The following is a 25,941-nucleotide window of genomic DNA, read 5'->3' as shown; positions in this document are numbered from 1 at the left end:
AAATGACAGATGTTAGAGTTATAATGGGTTCAGCAAGCGATGTTGAAATTGCCAAAAAAGTTACTAAAATATTAAAGAAATTTGATATAGATTACCAAGTATCAGTAATTTCTGCTCACCGTGCCCTAGATGTCCTAGAAAAAACAATGGCAGCAGATGATGCAAAAATTTATATAGGTATAGCAGGCATGGCGGCTCATCTTGCTGGAGTTATGGCTGGAATGACTATTAAGCCAGTAATTGGCCTTCCAGTCGGCGGAACAAATACTGCAGGACTAGACGCACTTTTATCAATGGTACAAATGCCAAAAGGAGTACCTGTTGCAACTGTTGCTATAAATGGTGGAGATAATGCAGCCCTACTAGCAATTCAAATCTTGGCTCTATCTGATGAAAATCTTTCTCAAAAATTAAAAGATCACAAGAAAGAAATGCTGGATAAAGTCATAGAAGATGACAAAAATCTTGAGGAAATATAATGGCAAAACTCACATATAAAGATGCTGGAGTAGATAAAGAAAAGGGCTATGAGGAAGTAGAGCTTATCAAACAAATTGTGAAGAAAACTCATGGCAGAGAAGTACTAACCGACATAGGTGGTTTTGCAGGAGCCTTTCTTCCAGATTTAACTGGCATGAAAAATCCTGTCTTATTAAGTGGTACAGATGGAGTTGGGACAAAAATAAAACTTGCCATGGAAATGGACAGACACGACACAGTTGGCATAGATTGCGTAGCTATGTGTATAAACGACATTATTTGCCAAGGTGCAAAGCCATTATTTTTCCTAGATTATATAGCTACTGGCAAACTAAACCCAAATAAAATGGCAGATTTAGTAAGTGGGGTTGCTCAAGGTTGTCAAAAGTCAGGAGCAGCACTAATTGGTGGAGAAACTGCAGAAATGCCTGGTATATACAAGGAAGATGACTATGATCTAGCAGGTTTTGCAGTAGGAATAGTTGATAGGGATAAGATAATTACCGGAGAAAGTTTAGAAGTGGGCGATGTAGCCATAGCTTTGAAGTCATCAGGTATCCATAGTAATGGATTTTCTCTAGTGAGAGCAGCTTTAGACCAAGCTGGTATAAACTTATCTGACCAATATTATGAAAATCAAAGTATTGGAGAAAAGTTACTTACACCAACAAAAATTTATGCAAAAGAAATTAAAGACCTTACTGAAAATATAGAAGTTAAGGCTATAGCCAATATTACAGGCGGTGGCCTATATGAGAATGTACCAAGAGTACTAAGTGATGATTTGTCAGTAGAATTTGACCTTGGCGAATTTGAAATAGATCCAATATTTAGTAAAATCCAAGAATGGGGCGAAATAGACACTGAGGAAATGTACCATACCTTTAACATGGGCATAGGCATGGTGGTATTTGTAAGTCCAGAAGATGAGATGAAAACTATGGAAATATTGGGCAATGAAGCTATAAAAATAGGTCAGGTTACTGAGGGAAACAAGGATATTAAAATTAATTTATAAGGAGAATAATATGGAAAAAGTATACACAGGCAAAACAAAAGATGTTTATAAACTAAATGATGAAGAATATTTACTAAAATTTAAAGATGATGTAACAGGTAATGATGGTGTATTTGACCCAGGTGCAAATAGCGTTGGACTTACCATGGAGGGTGCAGGCCACCAAGCAGTAGCCATGACAAAATTCTTCTATGAAAAGCTAAATGATAAGGGACTAACAACCCACTTTGTATCAGCTGACCTAGACAAAAACGAAGCAGTTGTCAAAAAAGCAGAAGTATTTGGTCAAGGTGTAGAAGTAATAGTAAGATACTACGCAGTAGGATCCTTCATCAGAAGATATGGCAAATATATAGAAAATGGTACAAAAATCGATCCATATGTAGAGATCACTTTAAAAGATGACGACAGAAACGACCCACTAATCACAAAAGATGCCCTAGCATTACTAAATATTATGACAGAAGAAGAATACGAAGAACTCACTGACTTAGCTCTAAACATTGGAGAAATAGTTAAAGAAGAATTAGCTAAAAAAGGACTAGACCTATATGATATCAAATTTGAATTTGGTAGAATAAAAGATGGCAAAGTTGCTCTAATAGATGAAATATCTGGTGGAAATATGAGAGCCTACAAGGGTGACCAATACATCGAACCACTTGAACTAGAAAAAATTATGCTTGGCTAAGATTTTTAAAAAACTCGTCTGATGATTAATTGGCGGGTTTTTTATTTGTTTTATATTGACTATTCTCTAATTAGGTATATACTAAGTATATACAAACATAGGAGGAAATACCATGACTGTTAAATTGCAAAAATGGGGAAATAGCCAAGGAATTAGAATACCCAAAGTAATTCTTGATGAACTTGATATTAACGAAAAAGATGAACTAGAACTTAAAACGGATGGTAATAAAATATTAATTGAAAAAATTGATTCCAGAAAAAATATTTTGGATTTATTCGAAGGATTTGATGGAAATTATGAAAGCTTAGAAATTGATTGGGGAGATCCTATTGGAGATGAAATATGGTAGATCAAGGTGATATAATAAAGGTCAACTTTAATCCCCAAAAAGGACATGAACAAGCTGGTTATGGACCGGCCTTAATTGTAAGCAATAATTTTTTTAATGAAAAAACTAACTTGGTAATTGCCTGTCCAATAACTAATACCGATAACAATTTTCCCTTGCATGTTCGTTTAGATGACAGAACAGAAACAAGTGGAGTCATACTATGTGAACATATGAAGACTCTAGACTTAAAGGCAAGGGGATTTAAATATGTTGAAAAATTGCCAACTGATATATTTTCTAAGGTAGTAGACGTTTTATATGCTCAGATTGAAGAAGTATAAGAGGGAGGACTAATTTATGCAAACTTATAGAAAACGTTTTAGTAATCTTGATGCTAATGAATTGTATGAAATTTTGAAGCTCAGGTTTGATGTATTTGTCCTAGAACAAACATGCCTTTACCCAGAGATTGATAATCTTGACCAAGAGGCCATACACGTTTACATAAAAGATGGAGATGAAATTGTAGCATATCTACGTGTTTTAGACAGAGGAATTGAAAGTGAAGATGTTGCAATAGGCAGAGTCATAGCAAAGAATAGACGCCAGGGTCTTGGAACGTTGGTATTAAAAGAAGGGATTATCGCAGCAAAAGAATTTTTTGACGCCGATGCAATCTACTTAGAAGCCCAAACTTATGCCAAAAAATTCTATGAAAATCTAGGCTTTGTACAAATATCTGATGAATTTTTACTTGATGGTATAGCCCATATAAAAATGAGACTAATAGTAGACAAGAAGTAAATTAGTAGATACTATGGAACTTAAATTTGCGATTGGATTTTTTATAGGATGCATTTTACTAATTACTGTTTTCAAATCTAAATTTAAAGGGGATATGGGAGAGATAGCCACGGCATTTTCTATAAAAAATCTAGACAAGGATAAATATATAAAACTTCACGATATAAAGCTCAAGAACCCAAGTGATAACACGAAGACTACTCAAATTGATCACATTGTAATCTCTTGCTATGGAATATTTTGTATAGAGACAAAGGGATATAAGGGCAAGATTTATGGTAAAGAATTCTCAAACCAATGGACCCAGTACCTAGCAGGTAAAAAATATTATTTTATGAATCCTATTTTTCAAAACTATGCCCATATAAAATCGCTGGAAGAAATATTAAGTCTACATTACCCCAATATGGTATATCATTCTATAATTGCCTTTTCTGGAGAAGCTAACTTAGATTCAATTGAGGTTAATAATTCGAAAGTCTGTAAAATAGCATATGTAAGTGATGTTATTAAATCCTTATCCACCGAAGAAATAATATCTTTTGATGAAGTGAGAAATATTGAAAAAATAATAGAAAAAAATCAATCACATCAAAGTGATTTCTCACATGTTAGAGATATTAAAAAGATTAAGAGGGATAATGATAAAAAAATAAAACAACATATTTGCCCAAGATGTGGTGGACAATTAGTTGAAAGAAACGGTAAATACGGGAAATTTATCGGTTGCTCAAACTTTCCAAAATGTAGGTTTGTAGTTAATAAAAAATAGCTTAGTGAAAAAAATATTGATGAAAGAAGTTATATTATGAAAATTGCAGTCAGCGCATGCTTATTAGGAGAAAATTGTAAATACAATGGGGGAAATAACTATAGCAAGAAATTAGTAGAATTCTTAAGAAACCACCAAGTTATAAGCATCTGCCCAGAAGTGCTTGGAGGTCTACCTACGCCAAGAAAGCCGGCAGAAATTGTTGGTGGAGTAGTCAAATTGGAAAATGGCAGGTCAGTAGACTATGAGTTCAAAAAAGGTGCCCAAATAGCTTTAGACAAAGTTATTGATAATCAAGTGGGCTTAGTAATTCTCCAATCTAGAAGCCCATCTTGTGGGGTAAATAATATATATGATGGTTCTTTTACAGGCAATCTTATAAAAGGTCAGGGTATCTTTGCGCAAATTTTATTAGATAATAATGTTACAGTGATGGATATAGAAGACCTATAACAATATACTTTTCATTATATTTAAACTTTACAAAATAGATAAAGCTTATATAATTAACTATACGGAGGATATATGAAAAAAACAGATTTTACCAAAATAGAACAAGAACAAATTGAAAAAGGACTCTCTACAGCTAAACTTACAGACAAAGAAGCAAGCAAAAAAATTTTGGCGCTTGTACCAGAAGAGTGGATTAAGAAAATACCATTTTTTGTGAGAGGACATGCAACAACTAAGGCAGTAGAAAAAATAGCAAATGAGAATCCTGAATTGTATGAAGTGGCCAAGAAACCAGGAGCATTGCCAGAAAAAGAACGTGAAGAGTTAGAAAAAATAATAACAGATCTTTTTAAAGAGAGAATGGAAAAACACAATATTAAATAGATATATTTGGCAAGCACCTTGCTTTTGATTGAGTGCTTGCTTTTATTATGCCTGTAAATTTATTATAATTATAATGTAAAATCATCTAATGATTTGCCAGGAGATTATATGAAAAAAAGAAAATTGCTATTAATAATACCTGTAGTAGTTATACTAATAACATTTGTAAATAATATTAATCAAAATAAAGAAAATGATATAAATACTATAAATTTAAAAGAAATAGACGATACAGAATTTGACCTTAGTACAGAAGATTATTTGTATGATTTTGACTATGCTTATGACACATTAAAGACATATTATCCATTTTTTGAAATTAATAAGATAGCGTATGGCATAGATTGGCTTGATAACAAAGAAGAGTACGAGAATTACATAAGAGAATCCAAAAACGATTGGGATTTTTATAATAGGATGAATGATGTTTTAGCAGAGCTAAACAATAGGCACACTAGTTTAATAGATGAATCATTTGCAAAAAGCTTATACATAAGCTATTATCACACTCCAAATTCTGATTGGCGCCATGATTTTTCAAAAATATACGAAAAAGAAAATGTTAGAAAAAGATACAATATTAATAACCAAAGTATAAAAGATTATATAAAGGAAAATATGAACTATGCAGGAGAGGATTCTTCAGATGTAGCTAACTTAACAACTGATATAATTTTAAAAGATAAGTTAGCCTATATGAAAATAAATTCTATGCTGGAAGATCTGTATAGAAAAAAAGACGAGGAAGTTTTAGATGATTTCTTGCTAGAGATTAAAGATTACCCTAATTTAATAATAGACATCAGGGGAAACGGAGGAGGAGACTCCAGATATTGGCAAGAGTTTTTGCTTCCAAAAATTTTAGATAATGATTACCAAACAATAAACTATAGCTTTATAAAATCAGGCAAGATTAATAGTAAAGCTATAAAACAAGAGGGCTATAGATCTGATATTGAATATTTTGTAGAAAATTCTGATTATGATGAAAAGACAAAAGAGATTCTAAAGGACTTTGATTATTACCTATCCTATGAAGATTATGTAGAAGCAGCTGAGAATACTATTGGTTTTAAGGGTAATATTTATCTATTGGTAGACGAAGGCGTGTATTCATCAGCGGAAATGTTAGCATCATTTTGCAAAGAAACGAAAATTGCAACATTAGTTGGCACAAGAACTGGAGGCGATGGAATAGGATTTGACCCATTACAAGTGGATCTACCAAGAACAGGTTATGTATTAAGATTTTCAGACGGCTTAGGCCTTACAGAATCGGGTTCTATAAACGAATTAGACAAGACAAAGCCAGATATTGTTGTCAAAGAAGATTTCACAACTACTACAAAACCCTTAAAAGAACAAGAAATCATCAAGGGTGTTATTAAGGATGCTGGTATAGAATAAAATTTATAGATGATTTGTTAGTTATTGCACAATAATATTTATAGGTTAGTTTATATTAGAAATAGTGTTATAATTTGTAGTAGTTTTCTGAAATTATTTTATATTAATTCATTAAAACCACATAAATAAAGGTTATATTTTGGTAGTTTACTTTAGTGATTCATACCGTGTGCTTGCGTAGTTTTAAATTTTTATGTATTTTACTAGTAGAGGTTATTTTAGAACTATAAATCTTAATACTAGAGGTGAATTATGGATAATAAATTTTGGAATTATGAAGATGAATCTGTAGAATTAGCATTGAATTGGGCTAAGGAGAGAACTGTTTCTGGATCGGATCCAAAAACTACTGCTCTTTCAGCCATGGAGTTGAGACATAGTGTTGGCGATACTATAACAGAGGATGGTATTGGACCAAAGAAAGCATTAGATATTTTTGAAACTCTAAATAAGGCTACTCGCTCAGCAGATGATCCTATGAATTTTGCCTATATCCCATGTGCTCCTACCAAGGCAGCTGTTGCCTTTGATGAGGTTGTATCTGCAGCTAATGTTTTTGGTGGTATCTGGGAAAATGGGGCTGGTGCTATTTATGCTGAAAACCAAGTGGTGGATTGGCTTAAAAAAAATCTTGACTGGCCAGAGGAAGCTATTGGTACTTTTGTGTCTGGTGGTACTTACGGCAATCTTTCTGCCTTAGCTTGTGCTAGAGATAATGCAAAAAATAAATGGAAAGATGAAAATATTTATCCAAAGGGAAGACCTAGTGATGGCTACAAATTAATTATTTCAAAAGATACTCATTCATCAGTGAGAACTATAGCAAAGGTATTGGATGTAGATGTTTTAATTGCTGATACTGATGATAAGGGTAGAATGACTGGCGAATCTGTTAAGAAATTGATTGAAGATAATGATGGAGTATTTGCAGTTGTTGCAACTTGTGGTACTACAAACACAGGAACAATTGATGATATTGATTCTATTAGCAAGGTTTGCAAAAAACATGATATTTGGTTACACATAGATGGTGCTTATGGTGGAGCAGGAATATTAGCTCCAAGTGTAAGGGACTTATATAAGGGAATAGAAGATGCTGACTCATTCATTGTAGATCCACATAAGTGGTTGTTTGCTCCATACGATTGCTGTTGTTTGATTTATAAAGATCCTAAGAGAGTTTACAATACTTTTTCACAACATGCAGAGTATCTAGAAGGAGTTGATCACAGCCAAAGCAATCCATCTGATATGGCTATACATCTATCCAGAAGAACCAGAGGACTTCCACTATGGTATTCACTAGTGACCTATGGTAGCAAAAAATACTCTCAAGCTATTGAGAAATGCTTAGATAATGCAAAAAAATGTGCACAAGCAATAAAGGATAGTGACCACTTGGAACTACTGATGGATCCAACTTTATCAATAGTCGTATTTAAAAGAAAGGGCTGGGAGCTTACCGATTATACAAAATGGTCAAATGATTTGGCTCTAGAAGGCAAAATCTTATGCATACCATCAAGTATAGATGGGGAAGTAATCCTAAGGCTGGCATTCTTAAACCCTAATACTAACATAGATAAGGCAATAAATATAGTACTTGAAACAACAAAATAAAAATTAATTAGGCTTCGCTTTTGATAAGAGTGAGGCTTTTTTGCGCCTGATTTAATATAATTATCCAATTATCAATATAAATAGACCTTTAAGGGTAGATATTATCTATAAAGACAAATTTTGTTAATAGAGAAAAATACTGAGGATGAACAATGATTAAAGAAAAAATAAAAGAAAACATTGGAATAATTTATTTAGATAGACCCAAACAATTGAATTCACTGGACGATAATTCTATTAATAGAATCAGAGACATTTTAAAAAAGTTTGAGCAAGATGATGAGGTTAAGGCAGTACTTTTTGACAGCCTTATAGATAAAGGTTTTTCTGCAGGTGGTGACCTTAAATCTATGTACTACGATTATCTTGTTAATGATTCTGTTTACGAAAAAGATGGACTCTTGAAAAATGAGTTCGACCTTGATAAGTATGTAGCATCCTATAAGAAGCCTATTATTAGCCATTGGTTTGGAGTAACCATGGGAGGAGGTATAGGCCTTAGCATTAATTCTGATTTTATTATTGTTGAGGAAAATATAAATTGGGCCATGCCTGAGACAAGCCTAGGCTTTGCTCCAGATGTGGGTGTAGGCAAATTTATAGCAAGCTTACCACAGGCTTTAGGACAATATGTTGGTTTGTGTGGAGCAAGTCTAGAAGCTTCTGATTTGATAAAGTACGGTTTTGCAGATATTTATATAAAATCTAGCGACTATGAAGATGTTATTAATAATCTTTTTACACTTTCCAAAGATTATGATGGCAAGGACCTTTTTAATCAATTTACTAAAAGTATTGAAAGTTTTGGCCAGGAATTAGAAGAAAGCAAGATAGATAAAAACATGGAAAAAATTGACAAGTATTTTTCCCATCCAAGCATTGAAGAAATATTTGATGACCTTAAGGAAAATGAAAATAATGATGATTTCGCAAAAAATACACTTGCTATTTTAAATGAAAGAGATCCTTTTAGCTTGGCTCTTCAATTTGAAAAATATTTTTCTGATAAAAACCTAACATATGAAGAAGTTATAGATAGAGATCTAAGGATAATCCAAAATTCAATGAAAGAAAAGAGAATAAATGAAGGTATTAGAGCAAAGATTATAGACAAAGATAACAAGCCTAATTGGGCACACAAATCATTAGAAGAAGTTTCTATGTATGATGTCAAAAAAATACTTAACCTAGAAAAATCTTATAAAAAAACACTGATTAGAAAAAGTTAAAGGAACAATTATGGACAAACTTTACGAACTCGCCTATAAATACAGAAAAACTAAGCTATGGAAGAAGATATCTGAAGACCAATTTTTTGCAATAAAACTTTTTGATGGTCAAATAGGTTTTATTAATATCATGGGAGCAGGAAATGAATATAATGCTATAAATCTTACAATTGGTGATGAGAATTTATTAAAATTTGTAAAAATTATAGATAATAACATGGATTATTCAGATTATGATTATTTTGTTTCAACATTACTTTTGGAAAATCATCAACTAATTTTTGGTAATATGGGTGACTTGAATCCTAATGAAGTAAAAGCAGTTAGGAAGTATAAAAAAGAACATGGTATAAAAATAACAGGATCATTTACATTTCCATATTTTAGAAAATCAGAAAAATTTTCGCCACTAAAACAATTTGATAATGAGAAAGATTATAGTTATATAGAGCAAGCTATTAGTGCTAGTATTGATTTGTCAAAAATATTAGCCAATACAAACGCAGATCATTTAGATATTTGTAGCATTTATGATAAGCCTAGTATTGTACTTCTTGAAAAAGAAGGTGAAAGTTACAAAGCTAAGGATAGCGTGAATGTTGATTGGAATAAGGAAAATATTTATCCTGTAGCAAATATAATCGATATATCTACCTTAAAGAAGATTAAAAAATCCAAAAAATCTGGACAAATGGAATGTCAGTTGCTGGTTTTACCAGAAGCTATAGAAAATAGTGATTTTGTGCCCTATTATCCTCAAACTTTGTTGGCTGTAGATAAGATAAGTGGTCAAGCAATTAGTACAGAACCTGTGGAAGACTACACTAAGAATCCAAATGAGATTGCAAATAGTTTTTTTGAAATGTTATTAAATATAGATTTAATCCCAGAAGTAATCAATGTACCAGACCAAAGAACCTTTAATCTACTTAAAGAAATTTGTGCTAGTAGTAATATTAAAATATTGGTCAAAGATAATTTAATAGATTTAGATGAAGTAAAAAATGAATTGTTTGACTATCTAGATTCACAGTTGCCAGATGAGACTTATGATTCTGATGTAATTAGTGATGATGAGGTGTTGCAAATGCTAGATATGATGGAATATATGGCAAATGAAGGAATTGCGCCTCCACAAGAATTAATAGATTTATTAGTCGACGGGGTTAAAACTGGTATTTTAGATAATAATTTGAGTAAGAAGATTATGCAAACGTTAAATAAAATATTATAAAAGAGGATTTATGAAATTACACAAAGGAAATTTATTTTGGCCTGCAAATACTGAGGATATTTTCTTAGAGATCCACAATAATTTTGAGCCTAATACGGATGTACTTGTAGTAGGTTCAGGTATGTCTGGTGCCTTGTCAGCTTATGAACTATCAAAAGCTGGTTATAAAGTGACATTAATTGATCAAGGCAGGATAGCAAATGGATCAACTTCTGCAAACACTGGTCTTATCCAATATATGTCAGACCAAGGTGTCAAAAAATTTGCTGATCAAATTGGAGAGGATGCGGCAATTAGATTTTACAATCAATCAAAAAAGGCAGTAGATCATTTAATTAAAATTAACGATGAATTGGTAAATATTGACCAAGAAAATTTTATCCAAGAAAACAGCATAATTTTGGCTACGGAGATGAAAAAAGCTTCTGACGTCAAAGATGAAACAAAGATGCAAAAAGAAATTGGTTATGATGTTAAATATTTAAACTATGACCAGCTTGCTGATTACAATTTGAAAGCATATGGTGGCCTATTATGTGGACCAGATATTAACCTAAATCCATATGCTTTTGTACTTCGTTTACTAAAAACTGCTGTTGATAATTATAATTTAGAAATTGTAGAGGGTCTAAAATTTATAAAATGTGAGAAGATAAATGATGAAAACATTGTTAGCCTTGAAATAGGCGGACAGAAAATAAATAAATCTTACAAAAAGATTGTAATTGCAACGGGTTACAATCCACCTGATCAATTTAAGAAAAACCTAGAAAATATGGAACTTTATAAAACCTATGTAGGAGTAAGTCAAGTATTAGAAGAAAAAAACTATGAAGATCTGCTCGTATGGGAAGTCAAAGATGCATATACATACTTTAAGAAAACATTCGAAGGTAGATTAATGATAGGTGGATTTGACGAAAAATCAGACAATATCAAAGATAAAGATGTTGGAAAAAGAGATAGAGATTTAATAAAAGGAGCTAATTCAATGCTGGTTGATAAATATGACCTAGATGTTGAATATTCCTACGCAGCACTTTTTGGTATAAGCAAGGACAACTTACCATACATGGGAATAGATCCAGAAAATGATGATATTTTTGTAATATGTGGTGTAGGTGGAAATGGTACTGTTTACTCGAAAATAGGAGCAACAATGGCAACAAAGTGGATAAAGGGTGAGTCACTTGATGAATATGAGACATATAGGCTTGGAAGATGAAAATGGATGAAATAAATTATCAAACATTTGATACTGAACTGATAAATCAAGTGTTAAGTATCTATGAAAAAAACGGATGGACAGCCTATCTTGATGATGTAGAAAAACTAAAAAGATCATTTGAAAATTCAATATATGTACTTGGAGCATTTGACGATGGATTACTTGCCGGATTTATCAGATGTGTAGGTGATGGAGAACATATAGTATTTATACAAGATTTAATAGTAGATCCTAATTATTATAGGCAAGGAATAGGAAAAAAACTATATACCCTAGCCTCTAATCATTTCAAAGATGTACGAACATTTTTGCTAATAACTGATGCTGAAGATGCCAGGTCAAATTATTTTTACCAAGCCATGGGAATGACAGATAATAATAAAACTTGTCCATTAAAAACATATATAAGATAAAATTAGAAGAGGGAGAATATGAAAGAAGAAAAACAAAACAAAGTAGCTATCCAAGACACCTACGGGGAACGTTTCCAACATTGTTGGGGTTGTGGACCACAAAATGAAGCTGGTATGCATTTGAAATCTTATCCAAGCGAAGATGGGAAAAGTGTGATTTGTAAGGTTATTCCTGATGAGAAATTTACGGGAGGAGTACCTCAAAACCTCTTTGGTGGTATGATAGCCATGATATTTGATTGCCATGGTACTGCTTCAGCAGCATACTTCAATCACAAAAACAAGGGATTAGACCTTACAGAAGAAACTGTAATAGGAAGATATATAACCGCAAGGCTTGAAGTAGATTTCAAAAAACCAGTACCAATGAATGAAAAAATAACTGTAATATCAACTTTGGAAGAACTTACCGACAGAAAAGCAATAGTAAATATGACCATGGAAGTTCGTGGAGAAAAGAGAGCAGAATCAAGAATTATTGCCGTTGGTGTCAAGGATAATATGTAGGAGGTAAAAATGAACAAAGAAGAAGTATTTAAATTTTTGGATTCAAAGGGAATTGAATATGTGAGATTAGATCATGAGCCAGTCTTTTCTATGGACGACTTGGTAGGCATGGATTTGCCTGTAACTAATGCTGATGCCAAAAATGTATTTGTTTATGACAAAAAGAATGATAAATATTATTTAATAACTGTTCATGGGGATAAAAAAGCGAATCTTAAAAAATTCAAAAAAGATCATGGAATCAAATCTCTAAACTTTGCTGACGATGAACAATTATCCGAAGTTCTAAAAGTTGTCCAAGGTTCAGTAAGTCCACTAAGTATATTAAACGACAAAGACCATAAAGTAGAATTTTATCTAGACAAGTATTTTGACAAGGAGGACCAATTAATAGCCTGCCACCCAAATGAAAATACAGCAACTATTTGGCTTAAAGTGACAGATTTGATGGATTTAATAAGAGAAAATGGCAACCAGGCTAGCTTCTTTTCTAACATTGATTTATTCTAAAAAAAGGTATTTATAGATGGAAATAAAAGTAATAGAAGTAAAAAATTATAAGCAAAAGGAGACTGTTGCTAGGGAAATTCTTTATAGCCTGCCAGAATGGTTTGGATTGCCAGAATCTACCGAAAGTTATATATCTGACTCCAAAGATATGCCATATCTTGTGGCCTATGTAGATGATAAACTTGCTGGATTTATAGTAATGAATGCAACAAGTGATGATACTGCTGATATATTTGTAATGGGGATTAAAAAAGAATTCCACAGGATAGGAGTTGGAAAAAAATTAAATGATGCTTACGAGAATCTTGCTATTGAATCCGGATTTACATATTCCCAAGTTAAGACTGTTCAAAGTGGTCACTACCTTGAGTATGATACTACAAATGAATTTTATAAGGCAATGGGATATGTCGAGCTTGAGTGTTTTCCAGATATGTGGGATTCTTGGAACCCTTGTCAGATTTATATAAAGTATTTACTATAAATATATTATGGAGTAGAAATATGAGAAATCTCATAATTAGAGAAGCTATTGGATATGATGCAGAAAATATATTAGAATATTGCAAGATTGTAGGTGGAGAGACTGATTATATGACTTATGGAAGTGAGGGATTATCTTTATCAGTTGAAGAAGAAAGAAAAATATTGGAAAATACTACAATATCAGATAGATCTATATTTTTAGTAGCTGAGCTGGATAAAGAAATAATAGGTATTGGAAATATTTCTACTAATAAATCAGAAAGAATGAAACATAAGGGAATGCTTGGTATAATCGTTAAGAAAAAATATCGGAATAAAGGTGTGGGAAGTTTACTGATGAAAAGTCTTATCAATTTTGCAAAAGATATAAATCTTGAAATTATTGAACTTAAGGTAATAAACTGTAATAAAAGGGCGATTAACCTATACGATAAATTTGGATTTAAAAAAACAGGCGTATTGCCAGCAGATATGAAAATTGATGGTATGTACTATGATACTGATTATATGATTTTAGACTTAAGATAAACTAATAACTAAATTGAGGGTATTATGATAAAAAAAGCTAAAAAAAAAGATTCAAAAGTACTTGGAAAAATGGCTATGAAAATTTGGGAAGATAATAATCTTTATGACCTTGTAAAGGAATTCGAAGAATTTGCAGATGATCCCAATATGGCTTCTTTTATTAAATACGTAGATGATAAGCCAGTTGGATTTGCTAATGTTTCTATTAGATATGATTATGTAGAAGGGTGTGAAACAAGCCCCGTTGGATACCTAGAGGGTATATATGTAGAAGATGAATATAGGAAAAACAACTACGCTAGAGATTTAGTAGAAGCTTGTGAAAAATGGGTAAAAGATAAGGGAATAAAAGAATTTGCTAGTGATTGTACGCTTACTAACAAAGACAGTTTAGCCTTTCATTTATCTATTGGATTTGAAGAGGTAAATAGGATTATTTGCTTTAAGAAAGAATTATAAATTAGGAGGAAATATGAATAGTAAATTTAGTACATGTGTAGCCCTTGGGCTTGTTTTTGGAGCAGCAATAGGATCTATTAGAAATAATATCACAATGGGAGTAGGGCTTGGGCTAATAGTTGGAGTACTAGTTGGAACTTTAATGACAAAAGATGACAAAAACAAAAATAAGGATTAACTTCCTTATTTTTTTACTTGACAAGTGACACAGTGTCACTTATAATATTCTGGTGACACACTGTCATTTATAAGGAGGTATTTTTGCCAAAGGAAACTTTTTATAATTTAGACCAGGATAAAAAATCAAAGATTACTGAAGTTTTGATATCAGAATTTTCTGAAAAACCATTTGAAAAAGTCAGCGTAAAGGCTATTGTGGAAAGACTTGGAATTGCAAGAGGAAGTTTTTATCAGTATTTTGAAGACCTAGAGGATAGCTATTTTTATATACTTGATAAAAAAACTCACGATATGCATATGCTTTTTATGACATCACTTATGAAAAATGATGGAGACATTATTACTTCACTAAATGATTTTGGATTAAATATTGCTGACAATATTTTCAAAGATGAATGCTACAACCTTTATAAAAATAGGTTTTTATTCTGGAATGAGAGCTTAAATGAAGACTGGATTAACTGCCACCAAAATTATGACAAGGTTGTTGATAAGGCAGATAAGATGAATGTTGATTTGGAGAAGATATATTTTTTTCGAGCTGTCGTACATAGCCTAGTTGAAAGAAATTTTAGAGAAGAATGGGACAAAGTCACTTTTATAGAAAAATATAAAATCCACATGGATTGGATTAAGAAAGGAATTTTTAATGCAAATAGGTGAAAGTTTATTTGATATAGGCTACTTAGCCATAGTAGTAGCCTTAGGAATAAGATTACTATTGGAAAATAGTAAAGAAGCAAAATTATTTGGTATTATGGCAATACTTTTGGGACTTGGAGACAGTTTCCACTTACTACCAAGAGTGGTATCACACTTTTCTCCAGGAGGCTTTGAGGCAAATATCAGTGCACTATCTTGGGGCAAATTTGTCACAAGTATTACAATGACAATATTTTATGTTTTATATTATTATTTTTATAGGTCTCAAAGCGGGGATACTAACAATAATAAAAGAAATCTAATATTTGCCCTTGCAATTGTTAGAATTGTCCTAGTGTTAATGCCACAAAATAATTGGGGTGGAGCAAATGAGTCATATGCCTGGGGTATATACAGAAATATACCATTTTTAATAATGGGAATATTATTAATAATCTGGTCATACAAGGAAAAATCACAACCAGGACTTAAAAATATGTGGTGGTTAATCTTACTTAGCTTTGCATTTTATATACCTGTAGTACTCTTTGCTGATACAATTCCTGCAGTTGGGGCACTAATGATGCCAAAAACTCTTGCTTACTTATTTATAGTTATACTTGGATATAAATACTTTGTGGGAGAATTTAATGCAAAGTCATTACTGGCAACATCATTTACCTTCCTTATTATGGGACTAATTGCAGGTGCATTTTATAGGGAATTTACAAAATATATGGATTTTGAAGGAGAGACTTATATGTCCATAGTTCACACCCACACTCTAGTCCTTGGATTCTTGACTATTTTAGTTATTTACCTATTGTTTAGAAATTATGACATAGAAAAAATATCAGTAGTCAAAAAACCATATTTGATCTATCTAACAGGATTAATACTTACTTTAATTTCAATGGAGCTTATTGGAATTTATGAAGTAACATCAAATGGAGAAGAAATAGTAAAACAGGCTGCCCTTTCAGGAATTTCTGGTCTTGGACATGTAATATTAACTTTTGGTATAGTTTGGACTTTTGCAAAAATCTTCAAAATCGAAAAAATAGATAAAAATATATAACCAAAAAATTAGCCATAGGATTGTGGAGATAATCCTATGGCTATTTTATTAACCTATCACATTTACACTTGGGTAATCGTTGATTTCTACTATTTTTTTCTCTTCTATATAATCAAAAATAAACTGTGGAATATCTTGACTTGATTCCCAGATTATTTGAGATCCATCTAAAACGGGGAAATCTCCTCCGCCTATAGCCCTATAACTATTAGTTGCAAAGGTGATTTTCTCGTCGTCAGTAATCTCGTGATTCTTATAGATAGCACTTACTAGCCTTTGACCTCTTGGCTTTGAAATATCAAAGCTGTAATCAACTCCGGAATATATATCGTAGTTATATAGGAAATATTCTGGATTTATAACTATATTTCCATGACCATCTATATCAAAATAATGAGAATTAAATTCAAGAATTTGTTTGAATTCTTTGCCACTTACCTCAACCTTCATAAGAGTATTATTAAACATATAGTTTGAAATAATATTTCTCATAGAGACTTCGCCATAAAGACCTTTGGCATCAGGCAAAAATATGCAAGCTCCTCCTATATCAGTTTGTGTGTAATGCATTTGAATTTGATTAACTAGACTTATATAAGGGTGGCCATGTAATTGTGCGTCTAGAACTGATTTTATTTGTGCATTAGTAAGTAACTTGCCACAAGTAGCATCTAGGAAATCCTGGGTCTTAGACATATCTTCCAGTATCATATCTTCCAATTCTTGGCTAGGATTAAAGTCGCCTAGATTTACTAAGTTAACCTGAGTGTCTTTTATTTTTTTATCTTCATCTATTTCAAAAATTACTTCTCCAAGTTTAGAAGCAGCATAGCCTGGTTGTAAAACGATCTTGTCATTATAGATACCACTTATTTCTTGGTGATTATGCCCTGTTAGAAGAACATCAAAATCAAGTCCTGAATATAGTAAATCATATCCCTCATTTTCCCCTGTTTCTTGGTAAATATTTACTCCACTTTCTAAATCCTTGGCGAAACCTCCATGGTAAGAGATAATGACAATATCACAAGCTTCTTTCTGTTTTAAATATGGCACATAATACTTAGCTGTTTCGAGAGCTGATTGGAACTTAAGTCCCTCAATATTTTTAGGATTTTCCCAGTGGGGGATATATTGTGTTACAAGACCAAGAATGCCAACCTTGATATTAGAAAATTCTTTAATTATATAAGGCTTGATATCAAGAATCTGATCATCAATTTGTATGGTGTTTGCTGATAAAACTGGGCATGATAGATGGCTTATATATGAATTAAGATAGTCTTTTCCGTAATTAAAATCATGGTTTCCTAAGACTATAGCATCGGGTTTTAAAAGGTTATAGGACTTGCTCAAATTTTCAATGCTATTAGTTCTGTGATATAAACTAGCAAGGGGAGATCCTTGGATATTATCCCCGTTGTCTATATAAATCACATTTTTGTTTTCGTTTCGTACTTTATCCAAATATGTCTTTGCCCTTGAAAGCGAGTGTTGCTCTTTTTGACCCCTTACTTTAAAAGAGTCAGTTGAAATATATGAGTGAACATCTGATGTTTCTATTATTGTTAGTTTCATAAAACCCCTTAATAGCCATAGGATAGTCTTTTTCTCAATCGAGTTGAAAGTAATTCTACAATTAAAACTAAGATCATCAAGCTTAATAAGATTATCCCAACTTCATTCCACCTATAAGAATTGATGGCAAATATAAGTGGTGCACCAATTCCTCCAGCACCAACAAGACCTAGGGTTGTTGCATCTCTTATATTCATATCAAACCTATATATAATTGTAGATAGGAAGCTTGCAAATAGTTGGGGAAATATACCGAAACGAATTTTACCCCATCTGCCTATACCAAGTGATTCGAATGCTTCAAGTATAGAAGTATCGATATTTGCTATAGTTTCTTGGAATAATTTTGTAAGCATGCCTATTGATATAAATGTCATAGTCATAACCCCAGCAAAGGGTCCAGGACCTGTAACTCTAATAAACATAAGACCATAAACTATGGCTGGTATGGTTCTTATAAGTAGGATTAAGAGCTTAAAAATTTCTGCAATTACCCTTGGAACAATGTTATGTGATGAGAGGAACGCTAGAGGAAGAGAGATTAAAGCTCCTATCAAAGTTCCAACAAAGGCTATACATATGGTTTCAAAAACCAAATACCATAAGCCTCCCTTTGCAAAATTACCTAAAAGGCTAAAATCTGGGCTAAGCAAACCACCGATTATAGATTTTATAATCTCTATACCCTTTGAACTTGTATTGGAAAAATCCATCACACTAGAAGACCATACTAAAATCCCAATGGTAATAACTGATAAAATTGTACGAACAAGCCTATAATTTGGCTCTTCTTTTAAAACTTTTTCTATTTTTATATCCATGAGAGTCTCCTAAGAAAGTTTCTTTCTTATAGTTCTAGAGATTAACTCTATAATAAATACAGTAATTACCAGGGCAAATAATATTGCTCCAACCCTGTTATAATCACGCCATCCAATATTTTCATTAATCAAAAGGCCAAGGCCTCCAGCACCAACATATCCTAATATTGAAGCATAACGTACATTTCCTTCAAAATTAAATAGAGAAGTGGATATATATGTTGCCATAATTGATGGTATGATCCCCTTTAAAAAGGCCATAGGCTTACTATAACCCATAGAAATCATAGCCTCATATGCACCTAAATTTTGGGTTTCAATCTCTTCATACATTATCTTACCTACATAGGCAAAAGAAAAAATAAAAATTGCCACAGTACCAGCTAGGGTTCCTAGGCCAAAAACATAAGTTGCTATCAGTGCAATTACAAGGGTAGGTAGTGTTCTAAATAGAGTAAATAGAAATTTGAAAATCCAGTTGATGATTTTGCTTGTTATCATATTTGACGAAGCCAAGAATGCAAATGGAAGGGCAATAAGGGCTCCTAAAAATGAACCAAACAATGACATTTTTATGGTATCAAAAGTTGGACCTATCACCTTTGGTAGATATTCCCACTCTGGATTAAATAAGTCTTTTAATATTACCATTAAATTATGACCATTTCGAGCAAGTATTGAAGTATTAAAACCTGTAACCCTAAGGGAAATAATTAAGAAAATTAGGAGAATTAGAGATATAAGCAAAGAATTTGACTTTTCTTCTTCTACTACTTTTCCATTTGAAAGAGTTAGGCTTCTAGGCTTAAATAATTTTCCCATATATTACTCCACAACTATATCTTTTGGATCTTGGCCATATATATTTCTTATGACCTCTGCATCAACTTCACTAGCTGGACCATCAAATACAAGCTCTCCATGTCTAATGCCAAGAATTCTATCCGAAAATTCCAAGGCGGTTTCAACATCGTGGATATTTACTAGAATTGTAATTTTCTTTTCGCGGTTAAGCTTTTTGAAATAGTTCATTACTTGGCGGCTAGATACTGGGTCAAGACTTGCAATTGGTTCATCAGCAAGAATTATCTTTGGATTTTGAGCTATAGTGCGAGCTAGGGCAACTCTTTGTTTTTGACCACCAGAAAGGGCATCTGTTCTAGAATAAGCCTTTTCTAAAATATCGACACTATCCAAAGCTTCTAGAGATTTTATTTTCATTTCTTTTGTGTATAGACCAAAAAGTTTTTGGAAAAAGTTAAGGTCTGGAACAAAACTTGCTAGAACATTTTTTTGGGCACTAATCCTCTCTACGAGATTAAAGTCTTGGAAGACCATACCTATGGTTCGGCGATAATCACGGAGATCTTGTCCTTTTAATTTGGATATATCTTTACCATCTACAAGAAGACTACCATTTGATATATCGTGCATTTTATTTATTGTGCGTATGAGGGTTGACTTGCCAGCTCCTGAAGAACCTATTATTGATACAAATTGTCCATCTGGGATGCTTAGGTTGATATCCTTTAGGGCTAGAAATCCACCTTCATATGTCTTTGAAACATTTATAAATTCTATCATTATAATCCTTTAGTAAAAAATAAGACCTAAAACCCCTTTGGGTATAGGTCTTATTAGCTTTTAAATTTATTAGTTACTATTTATCTCTAGCCATCTTTTGAACTTCACGTTCTGAATCATAGTCAGAAGGGTTAGCTTTTTCGTATCCATTGTGAGTATAGATGGATATAACTTCCTTACCTTCTTCTGTATTTCCTATATTGATAAAAGCATCTTGGAGGGCAGAGATTAGTTCTGGTGTCATTTTTTCGGAAGTTTCTGATACAGATATTGTATCATTCATCATCTTGTCAGTTACACCAATAACTTGTACATCTTTGAATATATCATCTTTACCACCAAATTCACTTTTCCATTTATCTACAAAATCAAGTCTTGCATCTGCGTAAGTTACTAAAACATCTAATTGACCTGTAGCAAGTCTAGCAAATGATGAAGGGTAAGAGTCAGCTTGTACTGCATTTGATAGGTCTGTAATTGTATGATCGTAATTATTTTTTAGCCATAGGGAAGGATATAGGTAACCTGCTGGTGATGTAGGTCCCATAATTGCCCAATTTGCAGAGTTAAGGTCTTCCCAAGTAAGTTCTTCGCCATTATTAACTTTTGCAGCAAGTTCTTTACCTTTTTCAGATGGGCCAGCAAGAATGAGTCCCCTGTAGAAAGTAACTTGATCTTCTACTTTTTCTGTTGGTGCTTTATCATTCCATTCTTTTGGATTATCTGATTCTATTGATAGACCATTTCTTGTTGCTGTAAGGATAGCTTCAACTCCATCATCATAAGTTACGTAGGTTCCACCTGGGATAAATCCAATATCAACAGTTCCAGCACTCATAGCTTCACCTGTTGCTTCAAAAGATGTACCAACTGATATGTCTACATCTGCCACATCATAACCTTCTTTAGAAAGCTCTTCTTTTAGCATATCTTTTAGTGGTTCTGTTGCGGTAATAATTTCTTCAGGTTCACGAGATGGAACAAATTGTACAGTTAATTTGTCAATTTTTTGAGAAGCAGTAGATTCATCTTTTTCATCATTTTTATTTTCAGAATCCTTATTAGCTTTTTTATCGTTCTCTTTGTTTTCTTCTACATTTGCACTTTCACTTTGTTTTGTTTCTGCTGGCTGGTTTTCAGTGTTTGCAGAGTTATTATTGCCACAAGAAGCAAATGTAAGTGCAGTCATTAAGCATAAAGCTAATGAAAATGACTTTTTCAATTTCATAATTCCTCCTAAAATTAAATTCAATAATATTATACAATATTTTTTGGATTTAAAGTTTATTAAATTGTAAAATTTTTTTAACAAATAAAGAGGTATACTTACTTTAAGTGAGGGAAATATGAATATTAACTATAATGATAATATATTGTTTTATAAAAGCTTTTATGACATATGTAATTGTATTTATTGCAAAATTTATAGGCAAAATATTAGAAAAACTTATGAGCATTTATCAAAGTATTTTGACTCTTTAGGTATAGACATAGAAAAACCATTTGAGCTTGGACTAGCTTATATGGATGATGATAAGATTCATTACCCCTTTGCTCAGTACATTGTAAAGGGATTATTTACGGAGGAATACGATAAGACAATAGGGGATATTAAAGTTTCATTAGCTCATTTCTATCCAAGTGTCCAAATAAAAGTCGATTATTTTGTTATAGAAGTTAACGGTATAAGTTTTGAAAAGAATATAGCAAATTCTGAAATTATAAAGAATCTAGAGGAAGAAAATGGAATTATTTAAAGAATTTTTGAGAAAGACGGGAATTGGAATAAGAGAATATATAAAATCATCTTTGATAACATCAGCTGTATGTTTTGTTTTGCTTTTGATTGGACTTTATGTTGGTCAAGTACCATACTTTGGCCTTGTTGCATTTGTTATTGCAGCTGTTGATATGCTACCAGTTTTAGGAAGTGGAATCATTCTTATTCCCTGGGCTGTAATTTCTTTGATATCATCAAATACAAAGCTAGCCTTTATTTTGATAATAGTTTTTGTTCTAACATTTTTAATAGAGCAAATCCTACAACCTATTCTTTTAGGTAAAAGTGTTGGTTTAAAACCCCTTTATACCTTATTAATTACAGTTTTTTCAATGATTATATTTACTCCAGCCCTTGGAGCTATAATTGGATCTATTATTTCTATTGTAATAGCTGTCATCATAGATATGAAAAACTCCCGTAGCTAGCGGGAGTTTACATGGCAATTCTTTGGTTGGTCATATCTAATATTTCTGGATCTATAGTTTCTAGGGCGTTTTTTAATTTGCCAATCATTTTATCTTTTTTATCCAAATGACCACTGACATTTACCATATTTACCATGTGGCCAGATGAGTAAAGTACTGTATCTGGCAAGTCTAGGTTTTCAAGCAAACAAATTTGCTCTTCTAAATTTTCTCTGTTTGTAGTTTCTACAAATTCTCCACGTTCTCTCATATAATATAGGGGAGAATTTTCCATAACAGCAGTACTCATCACATATACTCCAAGTGGAGGATAGTAATTTAGTACTTTGGCAGTTTCAATTGCATTTTCTTTTGATTTTCCAGCTCCAGCTATGCCTTGCATGATTATTGCATGGTAGTCGATTCCAGCAGCCTTCATCTTATCTAGGCCCCTGTAATATCCATCCAAATCAGTTCCTTTATTGATATATTCTAAGACTTTTTGATAACCGGTCTCAACACCAAACCACAGTTCATTGTAACCAGCATCTTTTAGCTTAATCATATCTTCTTTAGTCTTGTTTTCTAAATTATAAAAGGAGCAATAAGCTGTAATAGTCTCTACTTCTGGCATATGTTTTTTTATTAATTGAGAGATTGTAAGCAGCCTTTCAGTATCCAAGACAAATGGATCTCCATTTAATAAATATATCCTATCCATTGGTTTAAATGCTCTCATAGGCGATTTTGAAAGTTCTATTATATCTTCTTCAACATCTTCTAATGGTGAGATGCCAAATTTTGTTTTGTTGTACATTGTGCAAAAGGCACATTTGTTATGTGAGCACCCGTAAGTTACTTCTAAAAGTGGGGTATAAGCTTCTAAGGGTGGTCTATATACTTGTCCTGTATAATGCATATTATTCCTTTCCTTTTAAAATACTATACTATATATAAATTATACCAACATATAATACTGTTTATATAGACTAATTTGCAAATTGTGATAAAATATTAGGTATTGAAATGAATCTGAAAAGGGGGATTTCATGTCAGATTATGTTTTAAGCTCTGAATCAACCATAGACTTAGATCCTGTTTTTGTTGATCAACTTGATGTTAGTATTATTAATGCGAACTATGAATTAAATGGCCAAGTATACCTTGATGATTTTGGCCAAAGTTTAGATATGAAAGTTTTTTATTACAATATGAGAAAGGGCGCACGTCCTAGCACATCTAGGATAAATACCAATGCCTATGTAGAATATTTTAAACCGATACTTGAAAATGGCAAAGATATCATTCACTTATGCCTTTCATCTGGCATGTCCAGCCAATTTGATTCTTTAGTTCATGCATTTGAATTGCTAAAAGAAGAGTTTCCAGAAAGAAAGATGTATGCTGTAGATTCTTTGATGGCATCAGCTGGTTTTGGCATGCTTACTGCAAAACTTGCCCAGCTAAAAAAAGAAGGCATGGATATAGATAGCTTATATGAATGGGCTGAAAATAATAAAAGACATGTAATAAATTACACTTCAAATGAAAACTTAGAATATGTTGCTAGGGGAGGCAGGATATCAAAAACTGCTGCCTCAATAGGTGGTATGCTCCACATAAGTCCCCTTATAGAAGTTGATGAGACTGGCCACATGATTGTTACTTCAAAAATTAGGACCAGAAAAAAGCTATTAAAAACTATAGTGGATAAAATGGCAACAAATGCCATGAATGGCCTAGATTATAATGATCAGATTTATATATCCCATGCTGATAATATAGAGATAGTAGAAGAACTAATAGAATTAATTAAAGAAAAGTTTAAAAAACTAGATCAGGAAATCAAAGTTTCAAATATAGGCCCAACCATAGGTAGCCACATAGGTCCAGGAACCTTGGCAGTATTTTATTGGGGAGATAAAAGAATGGTTGGATATAAAAAATAAGTCCATAGAGGCTTATTTTTTATTTAAATATTAACTTGTCTATGCTACCATCAAAATACACAAAATCATCCTCAGGATAGTGCCAAATAATTTGAACATGGTCGATAAAATTGATTCCTTGGTTATATTTCTTATATGAAAGTATATTTGCAGACCAAGGAATATAATCTACACTCCCATCATCTTTGATAGCAGGCCTATCTTCAGTATAAAATCTGGTCATTTCATAATTTTCATTAAAGGTAAAAACACCACTTACAGTAACCCCGTTATCTGTAATGCTAGCTTTAACATTAAATGGATCTATTTCTTCAAAACTGATATTCTTGTTATATAAAATACTAGAAGGTACAAACAAAGATTCAGAAAGATATGTACAAAGTGCCCCCTGGTCCATTTTGTCACCTTTTTGGTGAAATAGAGTTAACATTTTTCCAAGCATACCATGCATGCCACCTCTACTATCTATGTAGTAGTCATAACCCTCAAAAGGAATACCATAGATACCACTTTCCACAAGAGCTATACGGTTTGGACTATGGGCAAAATTGTACTGGCTATAGTCTATCTTTAATTTACGATCAGGGCTTTGAGCAAAGTTGACATTTTTATATTCCATATATGCATAGTCCATTTTTTGTTTACCTATAAAACCATTATTTTCCATATATTTTACTATAGGATTAGGAAAATCTGAGAAATCTTCTTTAGTAAAATATTCATTTTTCTTCTTCGTACCAGTATCTAAAGCCTTAAAATCATTATTAAAATTATTTTTAAGTGGGGAATAGGATATGTTAAAATAAATTAGAAAAATTCCAATTACTATAATTAAAATTCCCAAAACTACCATAATTATATTTTTACTTCCCTTCATTTAAATCTTCTCCATATTTTTCAACCTTCTCCAGGCCCTCATAAAATTTACCTATAAATTTACATGCTTCTACTAATTCTGATTGGGTGAAATTTTCAAAAAGTAAATTTAAGGTCATAAGATTTCTATCTTCCATTTTTTTTGAATAACTTTCAAATTTTTCAGTAGGAATTATGTTTATAGAATTATTATCGCCTTTTACAAGCCTTATGTAATCTTCTTTTATTAGGGGATTTGCAAGTTTTCTAATGTTTTGCCTAGAACAACCCATTAGCCTGCCTATTTCACTTAGGCTTTGGATACCATCTGTTGATGATGCGATTGCAAGCATAAGCCATTGCTTCATTGTTATATCTGTTTGGATTTTTTCACATGCAGTTTGAAGCCTATTTGCAATGATAAAAATATTTGCAAATATGAATTGCTTATTTTTTATGTTTTCCATATCAGTCCTCCTATAATAGTAACTAGTTACTACTATGATATAT

The 25,941-nt window shown here is 32.2% G+C and carries 34 protein-coding genes; 26 read left to right on the top strand and 8 right to left on the bottom strand.

Going from position 1 to position 25,941, the window contains the following annotated elements; genetic code table 11:
* Nucleotides 1-2: 2 nt before the first annotated feature.
* The 23 genes from purE to BQ7474_RS05325 all read left to right on the top strand — a co-directional run bounded on the left by purE (nt 3) and on the right by BQ7474_RS05325 (nt 16,457).
* Nucleotides 3-479: a 5-(carboxyamino)imidazole ribonucleotide mutase gene (gene purE / locus BQ7474_RS05430; RefSeq protein ID WP_073997958.1), complete on the top strand. Its 477-nt coding sequence runs from the start codon at nt 3-5 to the stop codon at nt 477-479.
* Entirely contained in the window at nt 479-1,498 is a 1,020-nt protein-coding gene (gene purM, locus BQ7474_RS05425; protein ID WP_073997957.1) for a phosphoribosylformylglycinamidine cyclo-ligase, read from the top strand. Before purE ends, purM begins: the two co-directional genes overlap by 1 nt.
* A 10-nt stretch (nt 1,499-1,508) precedes the next feature.
* Nucleotides 1,509-2,189: a phosphoribosylaminoimidazolesuccinocarboxamide synthase gene (locus BQ7474_RS05420; RefSeq protein WP_073997956.1), complete on the top strand. Its 681-nt coding sequence runs from the start codon at nt 1,509-1,511 to the stop codon at nt 2,187-2,189.
* 112 nt (nt 2,190-2,301) lie between these two features.
* Nucleotides 2,302-2,541, top strand: coding sequence for an AbrB/MazE/SpoVT family DNA-binding domain-containing protein (locus BQ7474_RS05415; protein ID WP_073997955.1), 240 nt, complete (start codon nt 2,302-2,304; stop codon nt 2,539-2,541).
* On the top strand, nt 2,535-2,864 hold the full coding sequence (locus BQ7474_RS05410) for a type II toxin-antitoxin system PemK/MazF family toxin (RefSeq protein WP_073997954.1): 330 nt from the start codon (nt 2,535-2,537) through the stop codon (nt 2,862-2,864). The genes BQ7474_RS05415 and BQ7474_RS05410 overlap by 7 nt, the downstream gene beginning before the upstream one ends.
* Nucleotides 2,865-2,880: 16 nt before the next feature.
* A complete protein-coding gene (locus BQ7474_RS05405) occupies nt 2,881-3,327 on the top strand; it encodes a GNAT family N-acetyltransferase (protein WP_073997953.1) in 447 nt (148 codons plus the stop codon).
* 13 nt (nt 3,328-3,340) lie between these two features.
* Nucleotides 3,341-4,099 carry an NERD domain-containing protein gene (locus tag BQ7474_RS05400; protein ID WP_073997952.1) on the top strand — a complete coding sequence of 253 codons (759 nt, stop codon included), beginning with the start codon at nt 3,341-3,343 and terminating at the stop codon, nt 4,097-4,099.
* A 36-nt stretch (nt 4,100-4,135) separates the two neighbouring features.
* Nucleotides 4,136-4,552 (top strand): 2-thiouracil desulfurase family protein, encoded by a 417-nt coding sequence (locus BQ7474_RS05395; protein ID WP_073997951.1) that lies wholly within the window; start codon nt 4,136-4,138, stop codon nt 4,550-4,552.
* Between the two features lie 72 nt (nt 4,553-4,624).
* The gene (locus tag BQ7474_RS05390) at nt 4,625-4,936 is read left to right on the top strand and encodes a hypothetical protein (protein WP_073997950.1); all 312 of its coding nucleotides are present in this window, start codon (nt 4,625-4,627) and stop codon (nt 4,934-4,936) included.
* 108 nt (nt 4,937-5,044) lie between these two features.
* Entirely contained in the window at nt 5,045-6,343 is a 1,299-nt protein-coding gene (locus BQ7474_RS05385) for a S41 family peptidase (RefSeq protein WP_073997949.1), read from the top strand.
* 252 nt (nt 6,344-6,595) lie between these two features.
* Entirely contained in the window at nt 6,596-7,963 is a 1,368-nt protein-coding gene (locus BQ7474_RS05380; protein WP_073997948.1) for a pyridoxal phosphate-dependent decarboxylase family protein, read from the top strand.
* Nucleotides 7,964-8,115: 152 nt separating this feature from the next.
* The gene (locus BQ7474_RS05375; protein WP_073997947.1) at nt 8,116-9,192 is read left to right on the top strand and encodes an enoyl-CoA hydratase/isomerase family protein; all 1,077 of its coding nucleotides are present in this window, start codon (nt 8,116-8,118) and stop codon (nt 9,190-9,192) included.
* Nucleotides 9,193-9,202: 10 nt separating this feature from the next.
* Nucleotides 9,203-10,426: a DUF6930 domain-containing protein gene (locus tag BQ7474_RS05370; RefSeq protein ID WP_073997946.1), complete on the top strand. Its 1,224-nt coding sequence runs from the start codon at nt 9,203-9,205 to the stop codon at nt 10,424-10,426.
* 10 nt (nt 10,427-10,436) lie between these two features.
* On the top strand, nt 10,437-11,651 hold the full coding sequence (locus tag BQ7474_RS05365; RefSeq protein WP_073997945.1) for an NAD(P)/FAD-dependent oxidoreductase: 1,215 nt from the start codon (nt 10,437-10,439) through the stop codon (nt 11,649-11,651).
* Nucleotides 11,652-11,653: 2 nt separating this feature from the next.
* Complete coding sequence (locus BQ7474_RS05360) at nt 11,654-12,067, top strand: GNAT family N-acetyltransferase (RefSeq protein WP_143179985.1); 414 nt, start codon at nt 11,654-11,656, stop codon at nt 12,065-12,067.
* 18 nt (nt 12,068-12,085) lie between these two features.
* Entirely contained in the window at nt 12,086-12,574 is a 489-nt protein-coding gene (locus BQ7474_RS05355; protein ID WP_073997943.1) for a hotdog fold domain-containing protein, read from the top strand.
* Between the two features lie 9 nt (nt 12,575-12,583).
* Nucleotides 12,584-13,084 carry a YbaK/EbsC family protein gene (locus BQ7474_RS05350; protein WP_073997942.1) on the top strand — a complete coding sequence of 167 codons (501 nt, stop codon included), beginning with the start codon at nt 12,584-12,586 and terminating at the stop codon, nt 13,082-13,084.
* 16 nt (nt 13,085-13,100) lie between these two features.
* Complete coding sequence (locus tag BQ7474_RS05345) at nt 13,101-13,568, top strand: GNAT family N-acetyltransferase (RefSeq protein ID WP_073997941.1); 468 nt, start codon at nt 13,101-13,103, stop codon at nt 13,566-13,568.
* Between the two features lie 20 nt (nt 13,569-13,588).
* The gene (locus BQ7474_RS05340; protein WP_073997940.1) at nt 13,589-14,098 is read left to right on the top strand and encodes a GNAT family N-acetyltransferase; all 510 of its coding nucleotides are present in this window, start codon (nt 13,589-13,591) and stop codon (nt 14,096-14,098) included.
* Nucleotides 14,099-14,122: 24 nt separating this feature from the next.
* Nucleotides 14,123-14,557 (top strand): aminoglycoside 6'-N-acetyltransferase, encoded by a 435-nt coding sequence (gene aac(6') / locus BQ7474_RS05335; RefSeq protein ID WP_073997939.1) that lies wholly within the window; start codon nt 14,123-14,125, stop codon nt 14,555-14,557.
* Between the two features lie 13 nt (nt 14,558-14,570).
* Nucleotides 14,571-14,735: a glycine zipper domain-containing protein gene (locus BQ7474_RS10505; protein ID WP_143179984.1), complete on the top strand. Its 165-nt coding sequence runs from the start codon at nt 14,571-14,573 to the stop codon at nt 14,733-14,735.
* 83 nt (nt 14,736-14,818) lie between these two features.
* Entirely contained in the window at nt 14,819-15,400 is a 582-nt protein-coding gene (locus BQ7474_RS05330) for a TetR/AcrR family transcriptional regulator (RefSeq protein WP_073997938.1), read from the top strand.
* Nucleotides 15,387-16,457: a DUF2871 domain-containing protein gene (locus BQ7474_RS05325; protein ID WP_073997937.1), complete on the top strand. Its 1,071-nt coding sequence runs from the start codon at nt 15,387-15,389 to the stop codon at nt 16,455-16,457. The genes BQ7474_RS05330 and BQ7474_RS05325 overlap by 14 nt, the downstream gene beginning before the upstream one ends.
* A 48-nt stretch (nt 16,458-16,505) precedes the next feature.
* Here BQ7474_RS05325 and BQ7474_RS05320 read toward each other — a convergent pair whose 3' ends face one another.
* The 5 genes from BQ7474_RS05320 to BQ7474_RS05300 all read right to left on the bottom strand — a co-directional run bounded on the left by BQ7474_RS05320 (nt 16,506) and on the right by BQ7474_RS05300 (nt 21,668).
* Nucleotides 16,506-18,035, bottom strand: a complete 1,530-nt coding sequence (locus BQ7474_RS05320) for a bifunctional metallophosphatase/5'-nucleotidase (protein ID WP_073997936.1) — start codon at nt 18,033-18,035, stop codon at nt 16,506-16,508.
* An 8-nt stretch (nt 18,036-18,043) separates the two neighbouring features.
* Nucleotides 18,044-18,856 carry a phosphonate ABC transporter, permease protein PhnE gene (gene phnE, locus BQ7474_RS05315; RefSeq protein WP_073997935.1) on the bottom strand — a complete coding sequence of 271 codons (813 nt, stop codon included), beginning with the start codon at nt 18,854-18,856 and terminating at the stop codon, nt 18,044-18,046.
* 9 nt (nt 18,857-18,865) lie between these two features.
* Nucleotides 18,866-19,678 carry a phosphonate ABC transporter, permease protein PhnE gene (gene phnE, locus BQ7474_RS05310; protein ID WP_073997934.1) on the bottom strand — a complete coding sequence of 271 codons (813 nt, stop codon included), beginning with the start codon at nt 19,676-19,678 and terminating at the stop codon, nt 18,866-18,868.
* A gap of 3 nt (nt 19,679-19,681) precedes the next feature.
* A complete protein-coding gene (gene phnC / locus BQ7474_RS05305) occupies nt 19,682-20,440 on the bottom strand; it encodes a phosphonate ABC transporter ATP-binding protein (RefSeq protein ID WP_073997933.1) in 759 nt (252 codons plus the stop codon).
* Nucleotides 20,441-20,516: 76 nt separating this feature from the next.
* Nucleotides 20,517-21,668, bottom strand: a complete 1,152-nt coding sequence (locus BQ7474_RS05300) for a phosphate/phosphite/phosphonate ABC transporter substrate-binding protein (protein ID WP_073997932.1) — start codon at nt 21,666-21,668, stop codon at nt 20,517-20,519.
* Between the two features lie 118 nt (nt 21,669-21,786).
* On the opposite strand from BQ7474_RS05300, the gene BQ7474_RS05295 reads away from it, so the two are divergent.
* Nucleotides 21,787-22,197, top strand: a complete 411-nt coding sequence (locus BQ7474_RS05295) for a hypothetical protein (protein WP_073997931.1) — start codon at nt 21,787-21,789, stop codon at nt 22,195-22,197.
* Nucleotides 22,184-22,648, top strand: coding sequence for an AI-2E family transporter (locus BQ7474_RS05290; RefSeq protein WP_073997930.1), 465 nt, complete (start codon nt 22,184-22,186; stop codon nt 22,646-22,648). The genes BQ7474_RS05295 and BQ7474_RS05290 overlap by 14 nt, the downstream gene beginning before the upstream one ends.
* Nucleotides 22,649-22,655: 7 nt before the next feature.
* On the opposite strand, the gene BQ7474_RS05285 is transcribed toward BQ7474_RS05290, so the two are convergent.
* Entirely contained in the window at nt 22,656-23,546 is an 891-nt protein-coding gene (locus BQ7474_RS05285) for a radical SAM protein (protein WP_073997929.1), read from the bottom strand.
* A 130-nt stretch (nt 23,547-23,676) separates the two neighbouring features.
* Between BQ7474_RS05285 and BQ7474_RS05280 the strand changes: the two genes are divergently transcribed.
* On the top strand, nt 23,677-24,576 hold the full coding sequence (locus tag BQ7474_RS05280) for a DegV family protein (protein ID WP_073997928.1): 900 nt from the start codon (nt 23,677-23,679) through the stop codon (nt 24,574-24,576).
* 19 nt (nt 24,577-24,595) lie between these two features.
* Here the strand turns inward: BQ7474_RS05280 and BQ7474_RS05275 are convergent, their stop codons facing one another.
* Nucleotides 24,596-25,453: a DUF6544 family protein gene (locus tag BQ7474_RS05275; RefSeq protein WP_082187891.1), complete on the bottom strand. Its 858-nt coding sequence runs from the start codon at nt 25,451-25,453 to the stop codon at nt 24,596-24,598.
* Nucleotides 25,440-25,898, bottom strand: coding sequence for a helix-turn-helix domain-containing protein (locus BQ7474_RS05270; RefSeq protein ID WP_073997927.1), 459 nt, complete (start codon nt 25,896-25,898; stop codon nt 25,440-25,442). The genes BQ7474_RS05275 and BQ7474_RS05270 overlap by 14 nt, the downstream gene beginning before the upstream one ends.
* Nucleotides 25,899-25,941: the final 43 nt, after the last annotated feature.

It is taken from the genome of Anaerococcus urinomassiliensis (assembly GCF_900128425.1).
Classification (GTDB): domain Bacteria; phylum Bacillota; class Clostridia; order Tissierellales; family Peptoniphilaceae; genus Anaerococcus; species Anaerococcus urinomassiliensis.
This window is presented reverse-complemented; position numbering and strand designations above follow the sequence as displayed.